Origin of the sequence: Bacillus daqingensis (genome assembly GCF_042654445.1) — a bacterium.
Lineage (GTDB): Bacteria > Bacillota > Bacilli > Bacillales > Salisediminibacteriaceae > Alkalicoccus > Alkalicoccus luteus.
In genome coordinates this window covers 90,243-109,058 of record NZ_JBHSGK010000003.1, presented here as the reverse complement: position 1 = coordinate 109,058, position 18,816 = coordinate 90,243, and the positions used below count along the sequence as shown (strand labels likewise).

Here is an 18,816-nt window from a genome sequence, read left to right as displayed (position 1 = left end):
TACGGTCACGCTGATCCCTCATCTCTTCCTGGTCTTTACCCATTATAGAGTCTATAAGAAAGAAAAGGCAAATCATCCATTTAGAAGGCTGTCGTCAGCAATTCTTCCGTTGTCACGACGCGCCCAAACTCATTGTGCAGCGTTGCAAGTGACACGGTATGGATCGTATGAGGGTCTATCAGTGTCCCGTCCGCACCGCGGAGCTCAAATGCCGCGGTTGCATCCGCTACGACATACGTGTGAAACCCGAGATTGCCGCTCATTCTGACTGTTGTGGAAATGCAGTGCTGAGTCGTCAAACCGGCAACAACGATAGTGGAAATGCCTTTAGAGCGCAGCCATTCTTCCAGCTCTGTACCGATAAAGGCGCTGTTGACTGTTTTTCGAAATACGGCTTCATTTACCTGCGGCTCCAGCCCTTCCTGCACCTTTACCCCTTCACCCTCTGAGTAAAATAGCGAGTCCGGGTTTTCAGAAGTATGATGGATATGAATCACCGGTCGAGATGCCTCTCTCCATACGGCGAGCAAGGTACGCATATTATCCTCGGCGTGCTCATTATTCCGCTTTCCCCAGGATTCGTCATGAAACGCACGCTGAACGTCAACTAGCATCAATGCCTGCATGTTGATCCCTCCTTGATTTCTGCTGTAAAACGCCTTTTCCTCTTTTCTGTCTGTTTCACACCTGAAGCTTGCGGGAATAAGGTGGATAAAGAGAAGCGGCTGCTGAATAAACCATTGTATGTTTAGCAGTTGCTACAGATACGGGGGAAGTTTATATGGAGTTGGAAGAGCAGCAGACGAACAGCCGCGCACTGATGGCACTGATTTTCGGCATTTTATCGATCGTTTTGTTTCTGCTACCGATCGGCGGCATTACTTTTGCGCTGCTGGGAATTGTCCTCGGTTTTATCGGCAGACGGGAAACACGGGCAAACTTGGAGAAAGGCAGCGGTCTTGCGCTAGCGGGGATCATCTGCGGGATCATTGGTCTTCTCATTCCTGCAGCGATGGCTGTTCTTGCTTTCTTTTTCTTCAGCGGACAGCTCCCGGTTTAAGCAGAGCAGATTCGTTTATCGGCAAAGATGCCTCATGTATAATAAGGGAAACGTCCCGGTTGAAAGAGGAGGTCTCATATGAATACAATCGAACTTCGTCAATCAATGAACAGCAAAGCGCTGATGTCGATTTATCTCGGTGTCTTCTCCCTGTTGATGTTTTTTATGCCGGTCGTCGCGCTGACATTAGGGACATTGTCTATTTTTCTAGGATTAACCGGACGCAAAGAAGCCCGGGACCTTACACAAAAAGGAGCCGGAACAGCCGTTGCAGGAGTTGTCTGCGGTGCATCTGCCATCGTACTGACCGTTATGCTGCTCGGAGCTGTTATGTCAAGCTCCATCACTTATTAATCATGATAAACTCCGCTGCGGCAGTGCTGCAGCGGAGCTTTTTTATGTTAACAAAATTTCATAAGCCGTGCGATGTTTTCGGCTGTACGGGCTACATTTTCGGCAGCATGCTCCTGCAGCTCCTCCAGCTCAGCAGCTTTATCCACGGTACTGAAGACAGCATCGATGCCGGCGTTAAAAACCGTTTCATAGCCAGGCTCGACGCATCCGCAGAGCGCGATGACCGGCACGTCGGTACGCTGTTCTTTCGCCAGCTTCGCGACGTGAATGGGCGTTTTACCGTAGACGGTTTGATGATTAATACCGCCTTCTCCGGTAATGACGAGATCAGCTTGCTGCAGGCTCTCTGCAAGATCCGTAACGTCTGCTACGATGACGGCTCCTTTTTCCAGGCTGCTAGGTAAAAATCCAAGAAAGGCTGCCCCTAGTCCGCCTGCTGCCCCTGCTCCTGCAGGACGATCCAAATCCATCCCGAGCGTTTTTTGTGCGACTTCGGCAAACTGCTTCAACGCTCGATCCAGCACCGCTACTTCCTCTTCCCCGGCCCCTTTTTGCGGGCCGTATATGGCGGAGGCGCCATCTGGTCCTGTCAATGGATTCTCCACGTCGCAGGCGATGCGGAAACGGCACTCCTTCAGCCTGTCATCCAAGCCTTCCAGTTCAATCGCGGCGAGATCGGCTAGTGCCGCTCCGCCTTCAGGAAGCTCTTCACCTTCCTGATTACGAAAAGAGGCGCCGAGTGCGCGCAGCATGCCGGTGCCTGCGTCATTTGTCGCACTTCCGCCGATGCCGATAATAAATTCCCGTACTCCGAGATCAAGCGCATCGAGAATCAGTTCACCTGTGCCATACGTTGAGGCGTGCAGCACGTCTTGGGGACCGCAGGCTGAGTAATGAATTCCGGATGCTTCCGCCATTTCCATAACAGCTGTTTTTCCGTCAGCAGAAACGGCATAGGAGGCGTCGGTTTTTTCCCCAAAGGGATTGTGAACGGTCTGCTGCATCCAGCTTCCGCCAACTGCATCAACTAACGCAGTTACCGTCCCTTCCCCTCCATCTGCCATCGGTTTCACTGTAACGTTTGCGTCCGGCATAACGCGCAGAATGCCCTCTTTGCAAGCTTCACCAGCTTCCAGGGAGCTGAGCGAGCCTTTATATGAATCAGATGCTATGACAATATTCATGAACCATGCTCCTTCCAATCATCAGTTTAAAACAGGGAGAACACCCCGAAAATTAATGTCGATACAGCGGCGAGCGTAAGACCGACAAGAGACTCATACGGGATCAGCTTTAAGCGTTCCTGAATCGACATCAGCACACTTCCTGCCGTCGCATGGAAAAAGCTTCCGTGCGGCATATGGTCCAGTACGGTCGCACCGGCGTGCAGCATGGCGGCTGCAGCCAGACCCGAGACTCCAAGCTCCAATAGCGTTCCGCTGAATACTTCCGCAGCGACAACAGATCCCGCTGTCGTTGAGGCCGTAGCACCGGACATGAAAATGCCGGATACCGGCGCAAGCGCATAGCTTGGCAGACCAAGTGTCTCAATACCGGAGATCAATACGTACTGAAGACCGGAGTTTGATATGATCCCGGCGATCGCGCCGGTACCGAGCAGCAGAACCGCAACTGCCGACATTTTGCTGAGGCCGGTTACGATAAAGGAGTTAATCTCACGTGCTTTCCCCATCGCAATGGCACCAGCCAGACCGCCGGCAGGCAGTGCAAGCATCGGGTCAATTTCAATTCCTGCAACTGGACGCAGCACGAGCAGAAGGATCGCGACTGCCGGTGCAACAACTGCTAGCCCCACAGGCGGAAGCACTTTGTCTTCGCCCTCTTTGATGTCTTCAAAGTTTACATACGTGCCCTTATGTTTCAATCGTTTAGCAATTAAATACGTCACAAACACACCGAAGATGGCTGGAATAATTCCTGCTGCCATCACGGACGTCAGTGGTACATCGAACGCCTCTGATACGGCGATCGTGTTCGGGTTCGGCGACATAATATTCCCTGCCTTACCACCGCCGACCATTGCGAGAAGAACAGCCGTTTTGGAGAGCTGAGCTTTATGTGCAATGACGAGTGCAATAGAGGCTACTGTAATGACTGCGATGTCGACAAAGACGCCGACAGCTGTGAGTGCCATTGTCGCTAAAATCAGCGCAAGCAGCGCTTTTTTCTCACCAAGCTTTTGAACGACCGCTTTTGCGATCGATGCCGCTGCCCCTGACTCGATCAGAACACCTGCAAGAATCCCGGCTGCAAGTATGCGCAGCACAGCTGGTATGATGCCTTCTGCACCAGATATCATTAAATCAACCGTCTGTCCCAATCCTGCTCCGCCAGTCAGTCCCCCGACGAGCGCTCCGGCTACGAGTGCGTAAACGGGCGGAACCTTCCTAAGTATTAAAACGATCGCAAGCACCAATCCGATTATTGCTCCTAATGCAGTAACTGGCATCGCGCTTCCACTCCTTCGTTATCAGTCTACGACTAATTGTAAGCGGTTGCGAAAACGCTGTCATTGTTCATTTGACTAAAATAAATGAGAAATAAAGAAACTTTATTGGTCTTTTAGTATATTTGTCTACAAAAGGTTATTAAAAATACCCCCGCCATCCGTTGGTCGGGGGATAAACCGATTTAATTGCTGCGAGTCCGCAGCATATCAGCGTACAAATATAACAGCTCTTTTAACTTCCTGGGATCACGCCCGCTTTTTTCCCGGATGCGTCCGAGCCGGTATTGAAGCGTATTGCGGTGGATGTGCAGGACAGCTGCCGTATCCTGGAGACGGCCGTTTTGCGCCACATAAGCCGAAAGTGTTTCTGTAAGCTCTTCGTCAAGCGGCCACGGCGGGACCCCTTTGTCCATTTTACCGCTTTTGTATAACAGCACTTCCAAATCTACGTCTCGGTAAAGTAAAAACGATTCGTGCTGGTTCGGCAGTGAGGCTGCAGCCAAGGCAAGCTCGGCAGCCTGCGGCAGATCGTGCACGGAAACAGGAGGTCCAGCCGCTGCCTGAAAGCCGGAAACCGAGCGGAATCGAACATGAATTTCCCGTTCTGAACCGGCCCTCGCGATAACGAGGAGCCTGCCCTGACGAACACAGAACAGCTCATCTTTATAGAGAATTGGCTGAACCGTCTGCTTCACGTGCTCAGGCTCCGGATCGGTGAAGCAGATGACGGTGCGCGGGCCGTCCATTGAGATATTCAGCCGCTGCAGTCTCTCAGCCAGACGTTCGGATGATTGTTCAGCATCAAGCAGCTGCAAAGCCGCTTCTTCACGCATGCGTTCGTCGACCTGGATCTCACGCAGCAGCACAGCCTGCTCCATCATCATTTCTGCTGTCATGACGACAAGCCTGCCGAAGCTGCGGACATCGTCCGGCGGACCGGTGATCCCGATCACAGCAGCAAGCGCTCCATTTTGAAAAGCCGGCAGATTGATTCCCTGCACCGCTCCTTCCCAAAGCCCTTCCTCTTCCTTCGTAATCTCGACTACCGTTCCTTTTTCGCGGACTACTCTCGCCGCCTCGTGCACCGTCCCGATCCGGGAGGCATTTCCAGAGCCGATAATGGTTCCATCCGGCCTGATAACATTAATATTGTAAGGCAGAATTTCCATCGTCCGTGCCACGATCTGCTGTGCCGTTTCCGATGTAATCATCGCTTAGTCTCCCCTATGCTGATTTTCTTCCTCTGCAAAATCGGTACCTTTGCTTTCAATCGGCTCAAAACCTTTACCCTTTTGTATGTAGCGACCGATGTTGGAGCGCTCAATCCCTTTTTTTACAGCAAGCTCGATTGTTTTATAAAAAAGCAGCAGGCCTCCGGCACTTGCAGCGATAATCATCACTATGTCTGTCATTGCGGTTCCCCTTTCTACAATCGGAATCATTACGGAATAAATCTTTACCTTTACGATTGAAATGCTTATCATAGAAGCAGTACCATCTTTAATGAATGGAGCGATGATGATGAAGCGGCTATCCAGTCAGCCTGCAGCGTATTTCGTTTATTTATCCGTACTATTCTTTACAGCACTTGTGGTGCTTGACTTGCTCATTTTTAACCAGCCGGTTAACGTCGTGCAAAATATCGGTTTTTCCGTGATCGGTGCATGTTTATTTATGATCGTTAAGTTTTGGCACTTATTCCCCGGCACGAAAAACAAACAGGATTAGCTTTTGCCTGAAAGGAGGAGACGCTGATTGTCTACGTTTGTATTAAGCGGTCCCCTCATTATCGCGGGATTCATCGGACTTATTATTCTCAGTATTTATCTCGTCCGGCGCCGACGTTAAAGCGCCAGAAGCCGGCTGATGCCGGCTTTTTTCGATCGTTGCTACACCCGCTTTTTGAGCACGACGGTCGTCATAAACAGGACCGCAATTGTTACAGCGCTCAGCACGAGTACCATCAGGTGGGCTTCCTGCATGCGGTTGGCCTGCACCGCGTCATATACAGCTATCGACAGCGTCTGTGTTCTGCCGGGAATATTGCCGGCAACCATCAGCGTTGCACCGAATTCTCCCATCGCTCGTGCGAAGCCAAGCACGAGCCCTGCCAGCATGCCGCGGTAGGAAAGCGGGACCATAATATGACGAAACAGCTGCCACCGTCCTGCTCCATCAAGCATCGCGGCTTCCAGACTGTTCCGGTTCACCGATTCAAATGCCTGCTGCATCGGGCGGACAATCAGCGGCAGTGCCGCAACGGCTGCAGCTGCGACAGCTGCATACCACGTGAACACGATCGGCGAACCGACCAAGGCTTCAAACGTTTGTCCAATCCAGCTGTTGCGGCCGAGCAGTACGAGCAAATAGTAGCCTAACACCGTCGGCGGAAGCACGAGCGGCAGCGTGATCAACAGCGAAACAAGCTCGGTCAGCTTCGTCTGACGGACAGCGAACCACCAGGCGAGCAGTACTCCGGCTGCAAAAGCCAAAGCGGTGGCTGCCGCTGCGACTTGGAGCGATAAGAGCAGCGGCCCCGTCATGAAGCATTCTCTCCAGGCTTAAATCCGTAAGCTTGAAAGACGGCTTGCACCTCAGCCGACTGCAGGTAGTCGAGAAACTGGCCGGCTTCCTCCTGCTTCCCGGATTGCACGGGAATGGCTGCCGTCTGGATAATTGGCTCATGCAGCGCTGTATCAAGCTCGATATACGGCAGCTCGCTGTCCTGCATCAGGCTGAGCGCCGCAAATCCAGCATCGACTTCTCCGCTTTCCACGTATTGGAGCGAGGTGCGCACATCGTTGGCGTAAATAAAGGAATCGCTCAGCTCTTCCCAGATCCCTTCAGCCTGCAGCACATCATGCGCTGCTCTGCCATAGGGCGCATGCTCAGGATTCGGAATCGCCGTGCGCAGATCTTCCTCTAAAAGCGTATGTACCGATTCGTAGGGTGCTGATTCGGTCCCAGACACGAGTGTCACCACCCCTTCGGCGATGCCCGTCCCCTCTGAAACAAAGCCCCCCTGCTCCAGTCTCGTTACGTATTCCTCCTCACCTGCAAGAAACAGCTCAAAAGCTGCTCCCTGCTCGATCTGCTGCGTCAGCTGGCCGGTCGCTCCAAAACTGAAAACGACAGCAGTGCCCGTTTCCGCTTCATAGGAAGCTCCGATGTCAGTCAGTACGTGATACAGCCCGGAGGCTGCCGCTACGTGAATTTCCTCCTGCTCCTCCCCGCAGCCGGCAAGCAGCAGAACCGCTCCCCATGCCAAAGTATGTCTCATAGCTCCACCTTCCAATTTTCTTATCTCCCGTTATTCTACCGGAAAATACCCGTCAGTGGAACTGTTCGCCCGCTGGCGCAACACCAGCGTCATTATTCGATCAGTCTGCTCGCTTTCGATTTATCTGCGGTTGCCTGGATCCTCGCTGCAAGCTTAGGCTTCAGCAGCAGACCAATGACAATCGTGACCATACCGCAGCCAGCGAGAATCGTCAGGCTGAACCCTGCTGCGGACCAGACAATGCCTCCCACTGCCTCCCGCAGCAGATCAATCGCATACGTGAACGGCAGAAATGGATGGATCGTCTGAAAGAAGGAAGGCGTGACTTCAATAGGAAAGGTGCCGCCTCCCCCGGAAAGCTGGAGCACGAGCAGGACGATGGCCAACGCTTTCCCGATGTTTCCGAGAATGGAGGCCAGTGTATAAACCATTAGCATGAAAATCACAGCGATGACGACGGAAAACACCGTGAACCAGAGGCTGTGTGCGCTGTACATACCAAGGATCGCCATGTTGCCGATGCTGACGACGAGCCCTTGCATGACCGCTATTATAAGGAAGATTCCCATGCGCCCCAAATAAATATCACGCTCCGTATATTCAGGTCGGCGGTCAGGTCCGTGCAAATTCGTGCTGACCAGATTCACGAGCAGCAGCGCTCCTACCCAGAGGCTTAGTGCTGTGTAGAACGGTGCATTTGCGGATCCATAATTCGGAATCGGAAAAAGGCTCTCTTCCTCCATCGCTACTGGATTTGCCAAAAGCTCTGCCTGTTCATACAGATCATTTCGGAGAGCGTCAATCATCTCCTGTACGGTTTCGTTATCTTCTAACGCCCGCATACGGTCCGCTGCTTCCACCAGTCCTGCCTCTGCCTCAGGAAAATCTTCTTTTGCCATCGAGGCCGCTTCGCCGATCGTTTCTTCAACCTTTGGCATGTTTGTCTCTAAAAGAGCAGCTGCATGGGCATATCCATCCTCCACCTTCGGCCAGTCTTCTTCTGCAAACCGGATCATCCGATCAATCCGTTCTTCGGCAACCGGAAGCTGCACCGATAAAAAGGAGGAAAAGGAGCTGACTGCCTGTTCGATATCCGGATATGCCTCACCGGCAGATTCCGTCGCTTCAGCCCAGCTGTCAGCAACAGCAGGAAGCTCATCCTTACCCGTGTTTACTGCGATCCTTGCCGTTTCGACTACGTCCTCAGCTGTAGCCAGTCCGACCACTGCCTGATCTAAATACGTTTCTGCTTCACGAAAACGGTCTTCCTGATCAAGCGTTTCCCGAACAGACGCAAAAGCAGCGGCGATTTGGTCAGGCGCCTCTTCTGCTACATAGCGCTCTGCTTGCTGAATCCGGTCCAGTTCGTCATTTGCCCGCTCTGCCGCATCATCACCTGCCTGCTGAATGTTCCCCAACGAAGCCTGCGCCTTTTCTAGCGGCTCGACTGATGCGGCATCGGTTTCTTCTATCCAGCGTATCGAGTCTGTCAGAATGAATTCTACTTCATCGGCTAGCTGCACAATCTCAGCAGCCGAAGCCGTCTCGACTGACTGCACAAAGTCACGAAGCGCTTGCTGCGGCACGTGTATAAGCTCTAGTGCCTGCTGCTCCAGCGCATCAACCGCTCCCATGACGGCTTCTTCCAGCGCTGCCTCAGGAGGCAGCGCTGCTCGTTTCTCCTGAAACGAAGCCAGCGCTTGCTCTGCTTCTTCGGCCAGCGCAGTCAGTACAGCATTTTCACGATCTGCTTCGACGGTTCGCAGGCTTTCAGCTGCCTGCTCCATTGCTGCTTCTAGTTCATTAAGACTCTCCGTGAGTGTATTACCCGAAAGGTCAGAATCCAGCTCCGGTTTCGGCAGGGAAGCGTCATCTATGTCTGCCAGCAGACTGTCCGCCTGCTCCAGTTTCTCCTCTGTCCACTCCCCAGCCGCCTGCACCTCTTCAAGCAGCTCCACTGCTTCTTTGGCTAAAGCGGCAGCTTCATCCGGAAGCACGTCCAGTTCGATTGCCTGCAGGGCATCAAGCTGCTCCTCTGCAGCCGCGGCCGATTCCAACGACTGTTCCAGCAGCTCGCTCACGCCCGAAAGAATTGTCACCGAGGTTTGACGCCCCAGCTCTGCCTGCTGCTCCAGCAGGTGCGCCCGTTCCTCCAGCTCTCCAAGCGCTGCCTCTGCAGAAGCAAGCTCCGCTTCAATCTCCGGCACGACTGCGTTTCCGCTTGCAATCACCGCCTCCACACCGCTCAGATTATCTGATATGCCTTGCAGCTCTGCTTCTGCCTGTGGAAACCTGTCATTGATTCGTTCCATCGAGTGAATGACGCGCTCCAGCTGCGGGAGCATCTCTTCCACTTCTTCTGCCGTATCAGCAGCCTCATACATGCGCGGAAGCTGGTCCTCCAAGTGATAAAGCTGTGAGAATGCCTGCTCTACGTCACTCCCCCTGTGTTCAAGCTCGAGAAACCTCTCTGCCATTCCGTCAATATCCTCCCAGCCATCGTCAATCTGGACGAGAAGATCGGTCAGCTCTTGAAGCTCGGGCAGTGCTGCTTCCATCTCATAGACGGTGTCTGCCATCGTTCTCATCGTCGGAAGCTCATCTTCCAGTCTGAGGCCGAGACGATCAAACTCCTCTAACAGCGCTGCAGAAGAAGCCTCGACAAAGCTGTCGTTAATCTGCTGGGTAATGGTTGTGGCCCCCGTTTCCGTCATAGTCGGGGCAATCGCATTGATCTTCTCGTTCACCTCATAGCGCACCGCCGCATTCGTATCCCCTTCCTCCACTAAGCGGATGGTTTCTTCTGAGAAAGGCGGATCCAAATAAACACTCGCATAAACGTCACCCCGGCGCACCTGATCATGTGCCTCCTGCCGGGACATGAACTGCCAGTCCAGTTCGTCGTTCGTTTGCAGTTCCTCAACTAGTTCATCTCCAATATGTACAGACTCACCTTCAAACTCTGCCCCCTCATCCTCGTTCACGACGGCGATCGACACTTCACTAGTATTCGAATAAGGGTCCCAGGCAGCGCCTAAATTAAACCAGGCGTATAGAGCCGGCAGCACTGCCAGTCCGACTAGCAAGATGCCGACCAGGGGCACTCGTTTAATGTTTTTTAAATCTTGTTTGATAATTTGCTTCGCATGCTGCATGGCTGATCCTCCCGTTTTTAAATGAATGATGATTCATTATACGGAAGTTGCGTGCGATGTGATTCAGTTTTGACGTGACGAATTTGTGAACTTTATCACGCTCTTTGTTTTTTCACAGTATTAATTTGCTGCGTTTATCGTTCAGAAACAAGGATGTAATCAGCTTGTAACCTCGTAAAACGTTTTATGAAAATAACTTCCGGGAATAGTTCTCTCAGAAACTCAGCACGAAAGGAGGAGTCTCGCATGACTGCCGTATACATTTTAAGCGGACTCGGATACTTAGGTACACTTGTTTTTTTACTTAACCTGGACGGTTAATAATCTGTTATGTAACGTGAAGATGCGACAGATCAGAGCTGTAATCGACGCTTAGAAGCTGCCAACTGCTTCATCATTATTACATGGCAATGATCTACAAGCATTCGGCATAAAAATGCTTTTCTCTGGAAGCAGTAAAAACCCCTTCCGCATGATAAAAAGCGGAAGGGGTTTTTATTGGTACTATTGCTTAGCTGTTCATGCCTGCTTTTACCCAGCCTGCAACTTGGACCGTACGCTTTGCCTGGTATTTGACGCCGTCTGCTACGTCGTCAGCCATCTTGCCGTCCTGGCCGACTGTCACGCTGATACCGTATGGGTTACCGCCGGATGCGAACTGTACAGGATCGGAATACCCTGGTGATGCGATAATCGCTCCCCAGTGGTGCATAGTAGTGTACAAGTTAAGCAGTGTGGACTCTTGTCCGCCGTGCGGATTTTGTGCAGAAGTCATTGCACTGACTACTTTGTTGACGAGCTTGCCCTGTCCCCAAAGCGGACCAGTTGTATCGAGAAACTGCTTCATCTGTGAAGGAACGTTACCGAAACGGGTCGGTGCACTGAAAATGATGGCATCTGCCCACTCGAGATCGTCGTTAGACGCTTCCGGAACGTGCTGGGTTTCATCAACGTGCTGCTGCCAGCCTTCGTTCTGCTTAATAACTTCTTCCGGAGCCAGCTCCTTTACTTTAAGCAGCTTTACTTCTGCTCCTGCACTTTCTGCTCCTTCTTTTGCCCACTGTGCAAGCTGGTAGTTCGTACCACCCATACTATAATAAACAACTGCTACTTTTACGTTTTCCATGTCATCCATCTCCTTTGATTTTCCAAATAGTTTATCCATTAACCCCATGCTCTTCATCCTTCCTGACGCCTGATGCTTCACTTTCATACTTCTCTAATTCGAGATGTAACGTGCAAAAGATCCGCCGGCAGTCACTGTTGCTGCAGGCCGGCTTTCAGCTGACCCCTCCCTTGCGTGATGTACATGTCTGCTTACGAGTTTTATCATATCATCAGATATATTCCGAATTCAAGATATTTCTCTAAAAATTTTTAAATAACTTTAAAAAATATAGCGAGGGGTGTTTTTATAGCAACACTATTACTTCTACCACTGGAAACAGATTGTTAAACCTAAAAAAAGCAGCGGGAACAAAAATGCTCCGCTGCCGGTTCAACTGTATGCTTCTGCACTGTGGCCAATCTTCTTTAGCAGGTCAATCAGCTGTTCTTTCTCCTGCCGCTCCAGGCTGCTGCAAATATCATCAATAGCTTCCCGATGCTTTGGAAAGATGCGGCCCATCAATTCTGTACCTGTTTCGGTAAGAACAGCAAAGGTGACCCGCCGGTCTGTTGGACACGGCTTGCGCAGCAGGAGCTTTTTTTGTTCGAGCTTATCCACAACGTACGTGATGCTGCTGCTTGCAATCAGGACTTTGTCTCCGATTTTCTGAATCGGCTGCTCGCCTTTGTTATACAGCAGTTCCAGAACGGCAAACTCTGTCGTGTTGAGCCCGTGGCGCTTAATATCTTCCTCTACTTTCTTTTTTAGAGACTGATTCGCTCTTGTCAGGACGACAAACAGCTTGAGCGACAGTTCTTCCTCAATTCGGTCATTCTGCTTCGTCATGGTGATCATTCCTTTATCTCGAATTCGAGGTAAGTATATCCTGTTGCCGACCTCTCGTCAACGACCTGCCCCAGCTGCTGGCATTATGTTCGATAAAAACAGCTGCATGCGATGATCCGCAGCAGCTGCTACTCCGTCGTCCAATCTGCTTGCTCCAGGCTTGACACAAGCTCCCAGAATTCGTCTTCCTCCATATGGGATACCGCTATACGTGTCCCTTTGTTTTCCTCCGTCAAGTCAGCCATCATCTGTTTATCGATGAAATGATACGAATGATGCCCATCAGCATGATTAACATAATAGCGGCCGATCAGCGATCCTTTTTCTACGATCGAGAGTTCTGGTGAATCGGCATACACGTCTATGCCGTCTTCCAGGTACATGCGGAAATGATCAGCCATCAAGTCGCCGTACCCGTGCTGCAGATCCAACTTCCGCTCCCCGTCCACCTCTTCGTATGTCTCTGATATGCTTCCGGGGTGGACTTCCATCGAAGCCTTCTCAAATAAGTCGGATTCGAGCACGTAAACGCTTTCTCCTGTGTCTTCTGCGTAAGCCTGCATCTGGTTTTCTTCCTGAAGCGCACACCCTGCCAGCAAGACAATGCCGATAGCTCCAGCAGCTGTTTTCATGTTTTTTCCTCCTCTATCCCATGACGTTCAAGATCCCGAGCATCAGCCAGACGGCAGCAAAAAATCCGAAGAGCCAGCGAACGTAAGGAAGCTGCCGGCCTCCCTCCTGAGCAGGTGCTGCGGCTAGTAAAGTAAACAATAAGGCAAGCACAAAGTATCCTGCCGTAAATGGAACGTCCATAACAATATAGATCAGCAGAAACAAGCCTGTTGCAATTGAAATTATTGTACGAAACTGCATCCATGCCCCTCCTGACTTAAGCGTAACATATGGAAGTCATCTTCCATCGTGAGAAAATGTGGTATTTTTCTAAGCAGCTGTGCGGACGAATCAGCTTCAGTATACCGCAGAATGACGTATGCAGCACCGCTGTTTACCACATCAAAAAACCTGTCGTTAAAGACAGGTCGGTCAGCTGATGGTAGATTCTGCACGTGCCTGCTTTGCTTCGTACATCCGCTGATCTGCTATTTCCAGTATCGAGGAATAGCTGCTTAAACTTCCGTTAAAGGAATGGGAGCCTAAGCTCCAGCTGAGCTGATACGGATGTTCACCGATAAAGAACGGTGCAGATAACGTCTGTGTCAGCTGCTCGTTCAGCCTTTCTTCGCTCATCTGCTCATCTGAGATTAAGATGAATTCGTCACCGCCGTACCGGAAGGATCTAGTGGCGATGGACCGGTCCAGCTGCTGCAGCCGTCTGCCAATCTCCTGCAGCAGCTGATCGCCGGCCGCATGTCCGTAAGTATCGTTCACTTTTTTGAACTGATCGAGATCAATAAAAAACAGTTTCCTTTTTTCTGCTTTTTCTGCGAACATTCTGTCGAGCGCTTCCCGGTTCGGCAGTCCTGTAAGCCTGTCGTGCAGCATACTGTAATCTTTTTGTTCGAGTGAGGCAATCGTCCGGTTCAGCGCGTCGGACATCGTGCGGACGACATCCGTTCCTGAGTACTGGGAACGTGCTTGATAATCACCATTTCGCACACGGTCCAGTACTTGTTGAAACATCGAGGTGCATCCGATGATAAACTGCCGTGCTACGAGAAAGTTCAGCAGTCCGAGCAGCACACCTGCTGAAACAGCAAATCCGGTAAAAAACGTTCGTGACTCCGTTGGAATGGGAATGATCGCCGGTACGACGATGGAAAACACAATACCAACTGCAACACCAAGCAGCATATAAGCAGTAAACAGTTTTGTAACATAGCTTTGGAATCGCATATGCATGTTCCTTTCCAGCCGTCTCTCTATTCGCTGATGTCATTAGTATAACGTACCATATACACGACCGCAAAACTTTTGTATCATCTTTTTATAACGCTTATGTACTAGTTTTACCCGCTATCGTAATTGTTAAACTAATTATTGGCAGAAATACTTCGTCTATATTAAGTCTTTTTTCCTATAAATAAAAAGCGTCCTGCCAGCAGGACGCTTTTACATGTCGTTTCACTTTACCTTTACCGGTATATTATAGACTGCTTTTCGGATGCCTGTTAGTGCGGCTGCCCCAAAAAGCAGACTGACTGCTGCTGCAAGCCATGCCCCCTGCGCCAGATTCAAATCGAAAAAGGCGGATAGAAATGGCACTGGCTTGTCCAAGTTCCAAAACCGGTCCGTTACGGTCAGAATTACGAGAGCTATGGCGATAGAGGCAAACCCGCCACTCAGCTGCCAGCGGTAAAATCCGACGCTGATGATCCATCCGGCTAAATAGTAAATAAACGCCGTCAGCATGTATGCGGGAAGCAGCGCTGCTTCCATTCCCCAGCTGAACGGTCCTCCAAAACCAAGCAGGACGGACAGAAGCGGACTTACTGCAAAGCCAGCTGTATTCACGAATGCGACCAGGAGCAGCGCGGACGTAATCGACGCTTTGTAATAGCTCCTTCTCGTCACCCCGAAGCCGACAAACATCTCGAGAAAGGCGTAGCAGGACATGATTCCAATGACGAGCATGAAGATATTCATGGCATTCCAGACAAGTTCATGAAAGCCGAACGTGATCAATCCCGTTTCATTAATAAAGCCTGCAAACGCCGGTATCCTCAGCATGATGTGTGCTCCGATATATCCAATCAAAACGACTCCTAAAAGCCAGGCCGCCCACGTTCCCTGCATGATGCTTAGATCACGGGCTGCTTTCTTCCACTGTGCTTTCATGATGCTTGTCCTCCTTTGCCGGTCAACTGAATAAACAGATCCTGCAGCGCCACCTGTCCGATATCCAGGCTGTCCTCATAGGCTCTCGCTGTATCCGCTGCAGTCAGCTCTTCAAAAATCATCACCGATTTGGTTCCGCCGAGCCGCTGTTCGCTGATCACATTGCGGCCTGCAGCAAACGCCTCCACCCGCTGATGATCACCAGTCACGGAAAACCCGCGCTCCAATAGGGCATCTACCGGTTCATCCAACAGCATTCTGCCTTCGTGGATCATCAGCACGTGATCGAACAAGTAATCCATCTCTGACACGAGGTGCGTCGACAGAATGATAATCCGCGGATGCCGCTCCTGCTCATCAAGCAGTTCTTTATAAAACGTATCCCGCGTCGGGGCATCCATACCGCTGTATACTTCATCAAAAATTGTCACCGGCGCTCTTGAAGCGAGTCCTAGCGTCACGTTCAGAGCTGCCTGCTTACCAGTTGAGAGCTTGTGTACCGGTTTATCAAGCGGCAGCTCCAATTTCGCAGCGAGCTTTGTTGCATACTCCAAGTCGAACTGTTCTTGATACCTGGCCGCCAGCTTCAGCAGGACGAGTCCGGTTTCCGTTTCATCCGAATAATCCGTTTCATAAAGAAAGGCTACTTTCGGCATCAGCGCTTCGTTTTCAAACGGTTCCCTGCCGTTAATGAGAACCTTGCCGCTGTCAGCTTGACGATAGGACGCAAGCACAGACAGCAGCGTCGTTTTCCCAGCACCGTTCCGGCCGATCAGGCCGTAAATGTTTCCCTGCTTCATGGTAAAGCTAATATCATGCAGCACTTCCTCGTTTTTAAATGACACGTGAAGATTTTCTGCTTGCAGGAGGGTCATCGTGCACCACCTCCCCATCCCTGTCGAATCAGTTCGAGCAATTCCTGCTCCGATAAACCGAGCATATCTGCTTCTTTGATCATCGGTTCAATGAACGCATCCTGAAATGCCTGCTTTCGCTGCTGCAGCAGCCTGCTTCTTGCCCCTTCCTCGACAAACATGCCAACCCCTCTTTTCTTATAAAGTATGCCTTCTTCTACCAGCTGATTGACTCCTTTTGCGACCGTCAAATGGTTCACTCGATAAAACTGGACCAGCTTATTCGTCGATGGAACCTGGTCATGCTCCTTAAGCTGTTGATTTACAATTTGATCCGCGAGCCGTTCCTTAATTTGCAAAAAAATCGGCCTGGAATCATCCAGCGATCCACTCATACATGCCACCGCCTCTGTTAACCTATAAGGTTATATAGTTATGTATATAAGTATATATCAAAGCTGCTGCGCTGTCTATAAGAGCTTTCATGCTGAGGAACATGATTGACTACCCGAACACTCTTGGAATGATTACTGGTTTATCTCCAACAAATAAGTTCCATCTATCAACCAAATTTGAGCTGGCTTCGTCTACACTATAGAGGAGGTGAAAAAAAATGGAATCTTCGGATGCAATTGATATAACCTTACCGGTAGACCGCTCATTAATCATTGAGGAGCTGATGAATGAATATGGGGATGCCATCGTGCGTCTGAGCTTTACATATACAAATAATGCTGCAGCTGCAGAAGACTTAACGCAGGAAATATTCATAAAATGTTATGAAAAGCTACCGACATTCAATCAGCAAGCTTCGCTCAAAACGTGGTTATTTAAAATTGCCATAAATCATTGCAAAGATCACGTGCGGAGCTGGCACTTCAGAAAAGTTGCCTTGTTTGATAAGCTTCTTCCTGGCCAGACTAAGCCTTTAGAAGACGATATCATTAGCAGAGAAGAATCAAATGCGCTGGCATCAGCTGTTATGAAGCTGCCTATACCATTAAGGGAGGCCGTTTACTTTCACTATTATGAGGAATTAACGGTAAAGCAAATTGCTGAGTTAACGAATGGAAACGCAAATACAATTAAGTCTCGATTAAAAAAGGCAAGGGAACGATTAAGAGGATTAACAGGGGGATATTATTATGAAAAATAAGCTGCAGCAATCGTATCTTAACCGACTTTCTTTTTCGACTGAGAGAAAACGTTCTGTACAATCAGCTATTAAGGAAAAACAGGCGATGGAATGGGCGGATTTTCAAACATCCAGTATCACTGCAATTCTTTATTCGCTTGAACAGGAAGCAAAGGATGGCTTCACGATCTCTTCTGCCTTATTAAGCGATTCTCACAGTCATTTTCATCATAACGAAGCAGATATTTACACACTTCTTCATTTACTCGAAGAAAAAGGATGGATTGAGGGGCAATGGGACGAAGAAACACGACGTTATCAATTAACTTTTAGAGGCAGAAGAACGGCAGCTAAGTTAAAAGAAAAAAGCCGAAGTGTACACAATCAGGTCAAACAATTAGTAAGGATACATCTATGAATGATCAGATTCGCACCTACATTGACTCTGTGTTAAATCATATTGATTTTAAAGATGCGCATGTTGGTATTCGTGCTGAATTGGAAGCTCATTTACATGCGCTTATCAAGACATACAAGCTGCGCGGGTTTTCCGAATCCGCATCTATTGAAAAGGCAGTATGTCAAATGGGCAGTCCGGTCCGCACTGGAAAAAGCTTAAATAAGATTCATCGCCCAAAAACGGATTGGTTGCTTATCAGTTTAATTGTCATATTATTAGGAATTGGACTTGTAATTGCTTATTTTGTCGAGTCATGGGACTCTGCATATCCTGCCTATTACATGCTGGTAATGCAGGCAGACTTGTACGGACTAGTTTTGTTGACAATAATAGTAACGATCTTAGTTCCCATCCAAAAATTGCTACGATACTGGTCTCTCTTTATCCTAGCTGCACTGATCATAGGCATGTTTGCAACTGTAAAAGGTATTTCAAATTCCGGTTCTCTTGTCTTCTTATCTGTCTTTGATATTTTTTATCTAAACGTGCCTGCTGCACTATCACTTTTATTTCTATTAGGTTGGTCTGGCCTGCTTTCCAGTATAAGACACGCTAGTAAACGAACTCTTTTCCTATATATAACAATGGTGTGGATGACTATTAGTTCTTTTTTAATTCTGCCTAATTTGATTTTAGCAGGACTATTTTTATTGCTTACAACTGCAGGAACTATGTTCACCCTAAAAAATATCCGTTATCGATTAACCTTGTTTTCAACTACTTGGCTGCCAGTGATGATAATCGTATTCTATTTTTCTTCTAACTATGGCTATGCAGCAGAACGTTTGAATGGGATTTTTACTTGGGGGAGTGATACGTATCACGCTCAATATATCCCGACCATTTTATCTCAAGCGAAATGGATAGCTGGTAATTCGCACGCAGGAATCAACAGTGATACATTTTATTTACTTCCCTTTGACTATACATTTTTATTTGTTATACATTATGGCGGAATTCTATTTGCACTATTTACTTGCATGCTCTTGCTGTTGATTGTGAGTAAACTACTTTGGAATATTAACGCTGTTACATACTATCCTTTGAGAATAATTGGCTGGGGTGCTGTCTTTCTGCTTGTTTTCCCTATTCTTTGGAACCTTTTAACAAGTTCAGGTCTAGTCGCAGCCACTTTTCTACCAATGCCTTTTATTACTCCAGGTTCCTCCATGCAAATCTATTATGCTGCACTGTTCGGCATTGTCATTAATATACATCGGCAGCGGTTTGTTCTATTCAATGAGAGGCAATTAAAAGAAGCTTCCGAGTAAATAATTACTCCAAAGCTTCTTCTTTCG

Annotated in this window: 22 protein-coding genes; 6 read left to right on the top strand and 16 right to left on the bottom strand. The window is 49.3% G+C overall.

Features of this window, described 5'->3' with window-relative positions:
* Nucleotides 1-80 precede the first annotated feature (80 nt).
* A complete protein-coding gene (locus ACFO4L_RS01700; RefSeq protein ID WP_377907913.1) occupies nt 81-626 on the bottom strand; it encodes a cysteine hydrolase family protein in 546 nt (181 codons plus the stop codon).
* A gap of 155 nt (nt 627-781) precedes the next feature.
* Here ACFO4L_RS01700 and ACFO4L_RS01695 point away from each other — a divergent pair, with 155 nt between their 5' ends.
* Nucleotides 782-1,060, top strand: a complete 279-nt coding sequence (locus ACFO4L_RS01695) for a DUF4190 domain-containing protein (protein ID WP_377907912.1) — start codon at nt 782-784, stop codon at nt 1,058-1,060.
* Nucleotides 1,061-1,138: 78 nt separating this feature from the next.
* On the top strand, nt 1,139-1,414 hold the full coding sequence (locus tag ACFO4L_RS01690) for a hypothetical protein (protein ID WP_377907911.1): 276 nt from the start codon (nt 1,139-1,141) through the stop codon (nt 1,412-1,414).
* A 47-nt stretch (nt 1,415-1,461) separates the two neighbouring features.
* Here ACFO4L_RS01690 and ACFO4L_RS01685 read toward each other — a convergent pair whose 3' ends face one another.
* The 4 genes from ACFO4L_RS01685 to ACFO4L_RS01670 form a co-directional block, all read right to left on the bottom strand.
* Nucleotides 1,462-2,598, bottom strand: coding sequence for a glycerate kinase (locus tag ACFO4L_RS01685; protein WP_377907910.1), 1,137 nt, complete (start codon nt 2,596-2,598; stop codon nt 1,462-1,464).
* Between the two features lie 26 nt (nt 2,599-2,624).
* Nucleotides 2,625-3,884 (bottom strand): GntP family permease, encoded by a 1,260-nt coding sequence (locus tag ACFO4L_RS01680; protein WP_377907909.1) that lies wholly within the window; start codon nt 3,882-3,884, stop codon nt 2,625-2,627.
* 182 nt (nt 3,885-4,066) lie between these two features.
* On the bottom strand, nt 4,067-5,095 hold the full coding sequence (locus tag ACFO4L_RS01675; protein WP_377907907.1) for a CdaR family transcriptional regulator: 1,029 nt from the start codon (nt 5,093-5,095) through the stop codon (nt 4,067-4,069).
* A gap of 3 nt (nt 5,096-5,098) precedes the next feature.
* Nucleotides 5,099-5,296 carry a hypothetical protein gene (locus ACFO4L_RS01670; RefSeq protein WP_377907905.1) on the bottom strand — a complete coding sequence of 66 codons (198 nt, stop codon included), beginning with the start codon at nt 5,294-5,296 and terminating at the stop codon, nt 5,099-5,101.
* Nucleotides 5,297-5,387: 91 nt separating this feature from the next.
* Between ACFO4L_RS01670 and ACFO4L_RS01665 the strand changes: the two genes are divergently transcribed.
* Nucleotides 5,388-5,612 carry a hypothetical protein gene (locus tag ACFO4L_RS01665; protein ID WP_377907904.1) on the top strand — a complete coding sequence of 75 codons (225 nt, stop codon included), beginning with the start codon at nt 5,388-5,390 and terminating at the stop codon, nt 5,610-5,612.
* A gap of 161 nt (nt 5,613-5,773) precedes the next feature.
* Here ACFO4L_RS01665 and modB read toward each other — a convergent pair whose 3' ends face one another.
* The 11 genes from modB to ACFO4L_RS01610 all read right to left on the bottom strand — a co-directional run bounded on the left by modB (nt 5,774) and on the right by ACFO4L_RS01610 (nt 16,318).
* Complete coding sequence (gene modB, locus ACFO4L_RS01660; RefSeq protein WP_377907903.1) at nt 5,774-6,427, bottom strand: molybdate ABC transporter permease subunit; 654 nt, start codon at nt 6,425-6,427, stop codon at nt 5,774-5,776.
* Entirely contained in the window at nt 6,424-7,164 is a 741-nt protein-coding gene (gene modA, locus ACFO4L_RS01655) for a molybdate ABC transporter substrate-binding protein (protein ID WP_377907902.1), read from the bottom strand. The genes modB and modA overlap by 4 nt, the downstream gene beginning before the upstream one ends.
* 92 nt (nt 7,165-7,256) lie before the next feature.
* The gene (locus tag ACFO4L_RS01650) at nt 7,257-10,319 is read right to left on the bottom strand and encodes a YhgE/Pip family protein (protein WP_377907901.1); all 3,063 of its coding nucleotides are present in this window, start codon (nt 10,317-10,319) and stop codon (nt 7,257-7,259) included.
* A 511-nt stretch (nt 10,320-10,830) separates the two neighbouring features.
* A complete protein-coding gene (gene wrbA, locus ACFO4L_RS01645; RefSeq protein WP_377907900.1) occupies nt 10,831-11,493 on the bottom strand; it encodes an NAD(P)H:quinone oxidoreductase in 663 nt (220 codons plus the stop codon).
* A gap of 324 nt (nt 11,494-11,817) precedes the next feature.
* Entirely contained in the window at nt 11,818-12,273 is a 456-nt protein-coding gene (locus ACFO4L_RS01640) for a MarR family winged helix-turn-helix transcriptional regulator (protein WP_377907899.1), read from the bottom strand.
* A 128-nt stretch (nt 12,274-12,401) separates the two neighbouring features.
* Nucleotides 12,402-12,905: a hypothetical protein gene (locus tag ACFO4L_RS01635; protein ID WP_377907898.1), complete on the bottom strand. Its 504-nt coding sequence runs from the start codon at nt 12,903-12,905 to the stop codon at nt 12,402-12,404.
* Between the two features lie 13 nt (nt 12,906-12,918).
* Nucleotides 12,919-13,146, bottom strand: coding sequence for a hypothetical protein (locus ACFO4L_RS01630; protein ID WP_377907897.1), 228 nt, complete (start codon nt 13,144-13,146; stop codon nt 12,919-12,921).
* A gap of 171 nt (nt 13,147-13,317) precedes the next feature.
* On the bottom strand, nt 13,318-14,133 hold the full coding sequence (locus ACFO4L_RS01625; RefSeq protein WP_377907896.1) for a GGDEF domain-containing protein: 816 nt from the start codon (nt 14,131-14,133) through the stop codon (nt 13,318-13,320).
* A 222-nt stretch (nt 14,134-14,355) separates the two neighbouring features.
* Nucleotides 14,356-15,069 carry a hypothetical protein gene (locus ACFO4L_RS01620; RefSeq protein ID WP_377907895.1) on the bottom strand — a complete coding sequence of 238 codons (714 nt, stop codon included), beginning with the start codon at nt 15,067-15,069 and terminating at the stop codon, nt 14,356-14,358.
* Nucleotides 15,066-15,944 (bottom strand): ATP-binding cassette domain-containing protein, encoded by an 879-nt coding sequence (locus ACFO4L_RS01615; protein WP_377907894.1) that lies wholly within the window; start codon nt 15,942-15,944, stop codon nt 15,066-15,068. The genes ACFO4L_RS01620 and ACFO4L_RS01615 overlap by 4 nt, the downstream gene beginning before the upstream one ends.
* Entirely contained in the window at nt 15,941-16,318 is a 378-nt protein-coding gene (locus tag ACFO4L_RS01610) for a GntR family transcriptional regulator (RefSeq protein WP_377907893.1), read from the bottom strand. Before ACFO4L_RS01610 ends, ACFO4L_RS01615 begins: the two co-directional genes overlap by 4 nt.
* A gap of 218 nt (nt 16,319-16,536) precedes the next feature.
* Here ACFO4L_RS01610 and ACFO4L_RS01605 point away from each other — a divergent pair, with 218 nt between their 5' ends.
* From ACFO4L_RS01605 to ACFO4L_RS01595, 3 genes are read left to right on the top strand one after another with little or no spacing between them, the layout of a single operon-like run.
* The gene (locus tag ACFO4L_RS01605) at nt 16,537-17,079 is read left to right on the top strand and encodes a sigma-70 family RNA polymerase sigma factor (protein WP_377907892.1); all 543 of its coding nucleotides are present in this window, start codon (nt 16,537-16,539) and stop codon (nt 17,077-17,079) included.
* Entirely contained in the window at nt 17,069-17,476 is a 408-nt protein-coding gene (locus ACFO4L_RS01600) for a helix-turn-helix transcriptional regulator (RefSeq protein ID WP_377907891.1), read from the top strand. The genes ACFO4L_RS01605 and ACFO4L_RS01600 overlap by 11 nt, the downstream gene beginning before the upstream one ends.
* Nucleotides 17,473-18,789: a hypothetical protein gene (locus ACFO4L_RS01595; protein WP_377907890.1), complete on the top strand. Its 1,317-nt coding sequence runs from the start codon at nt 17,473-17,475 to the stop codon at nt 18,787-18,789. The genes ACFO4L_RS01600 and ACFO4L_RS01595 overlap by 4 nt, the downstream gene beginning before the upstream one ends.
* Nucleotides 18,790-18,816 lie beyond the last annotated feature (27 nt).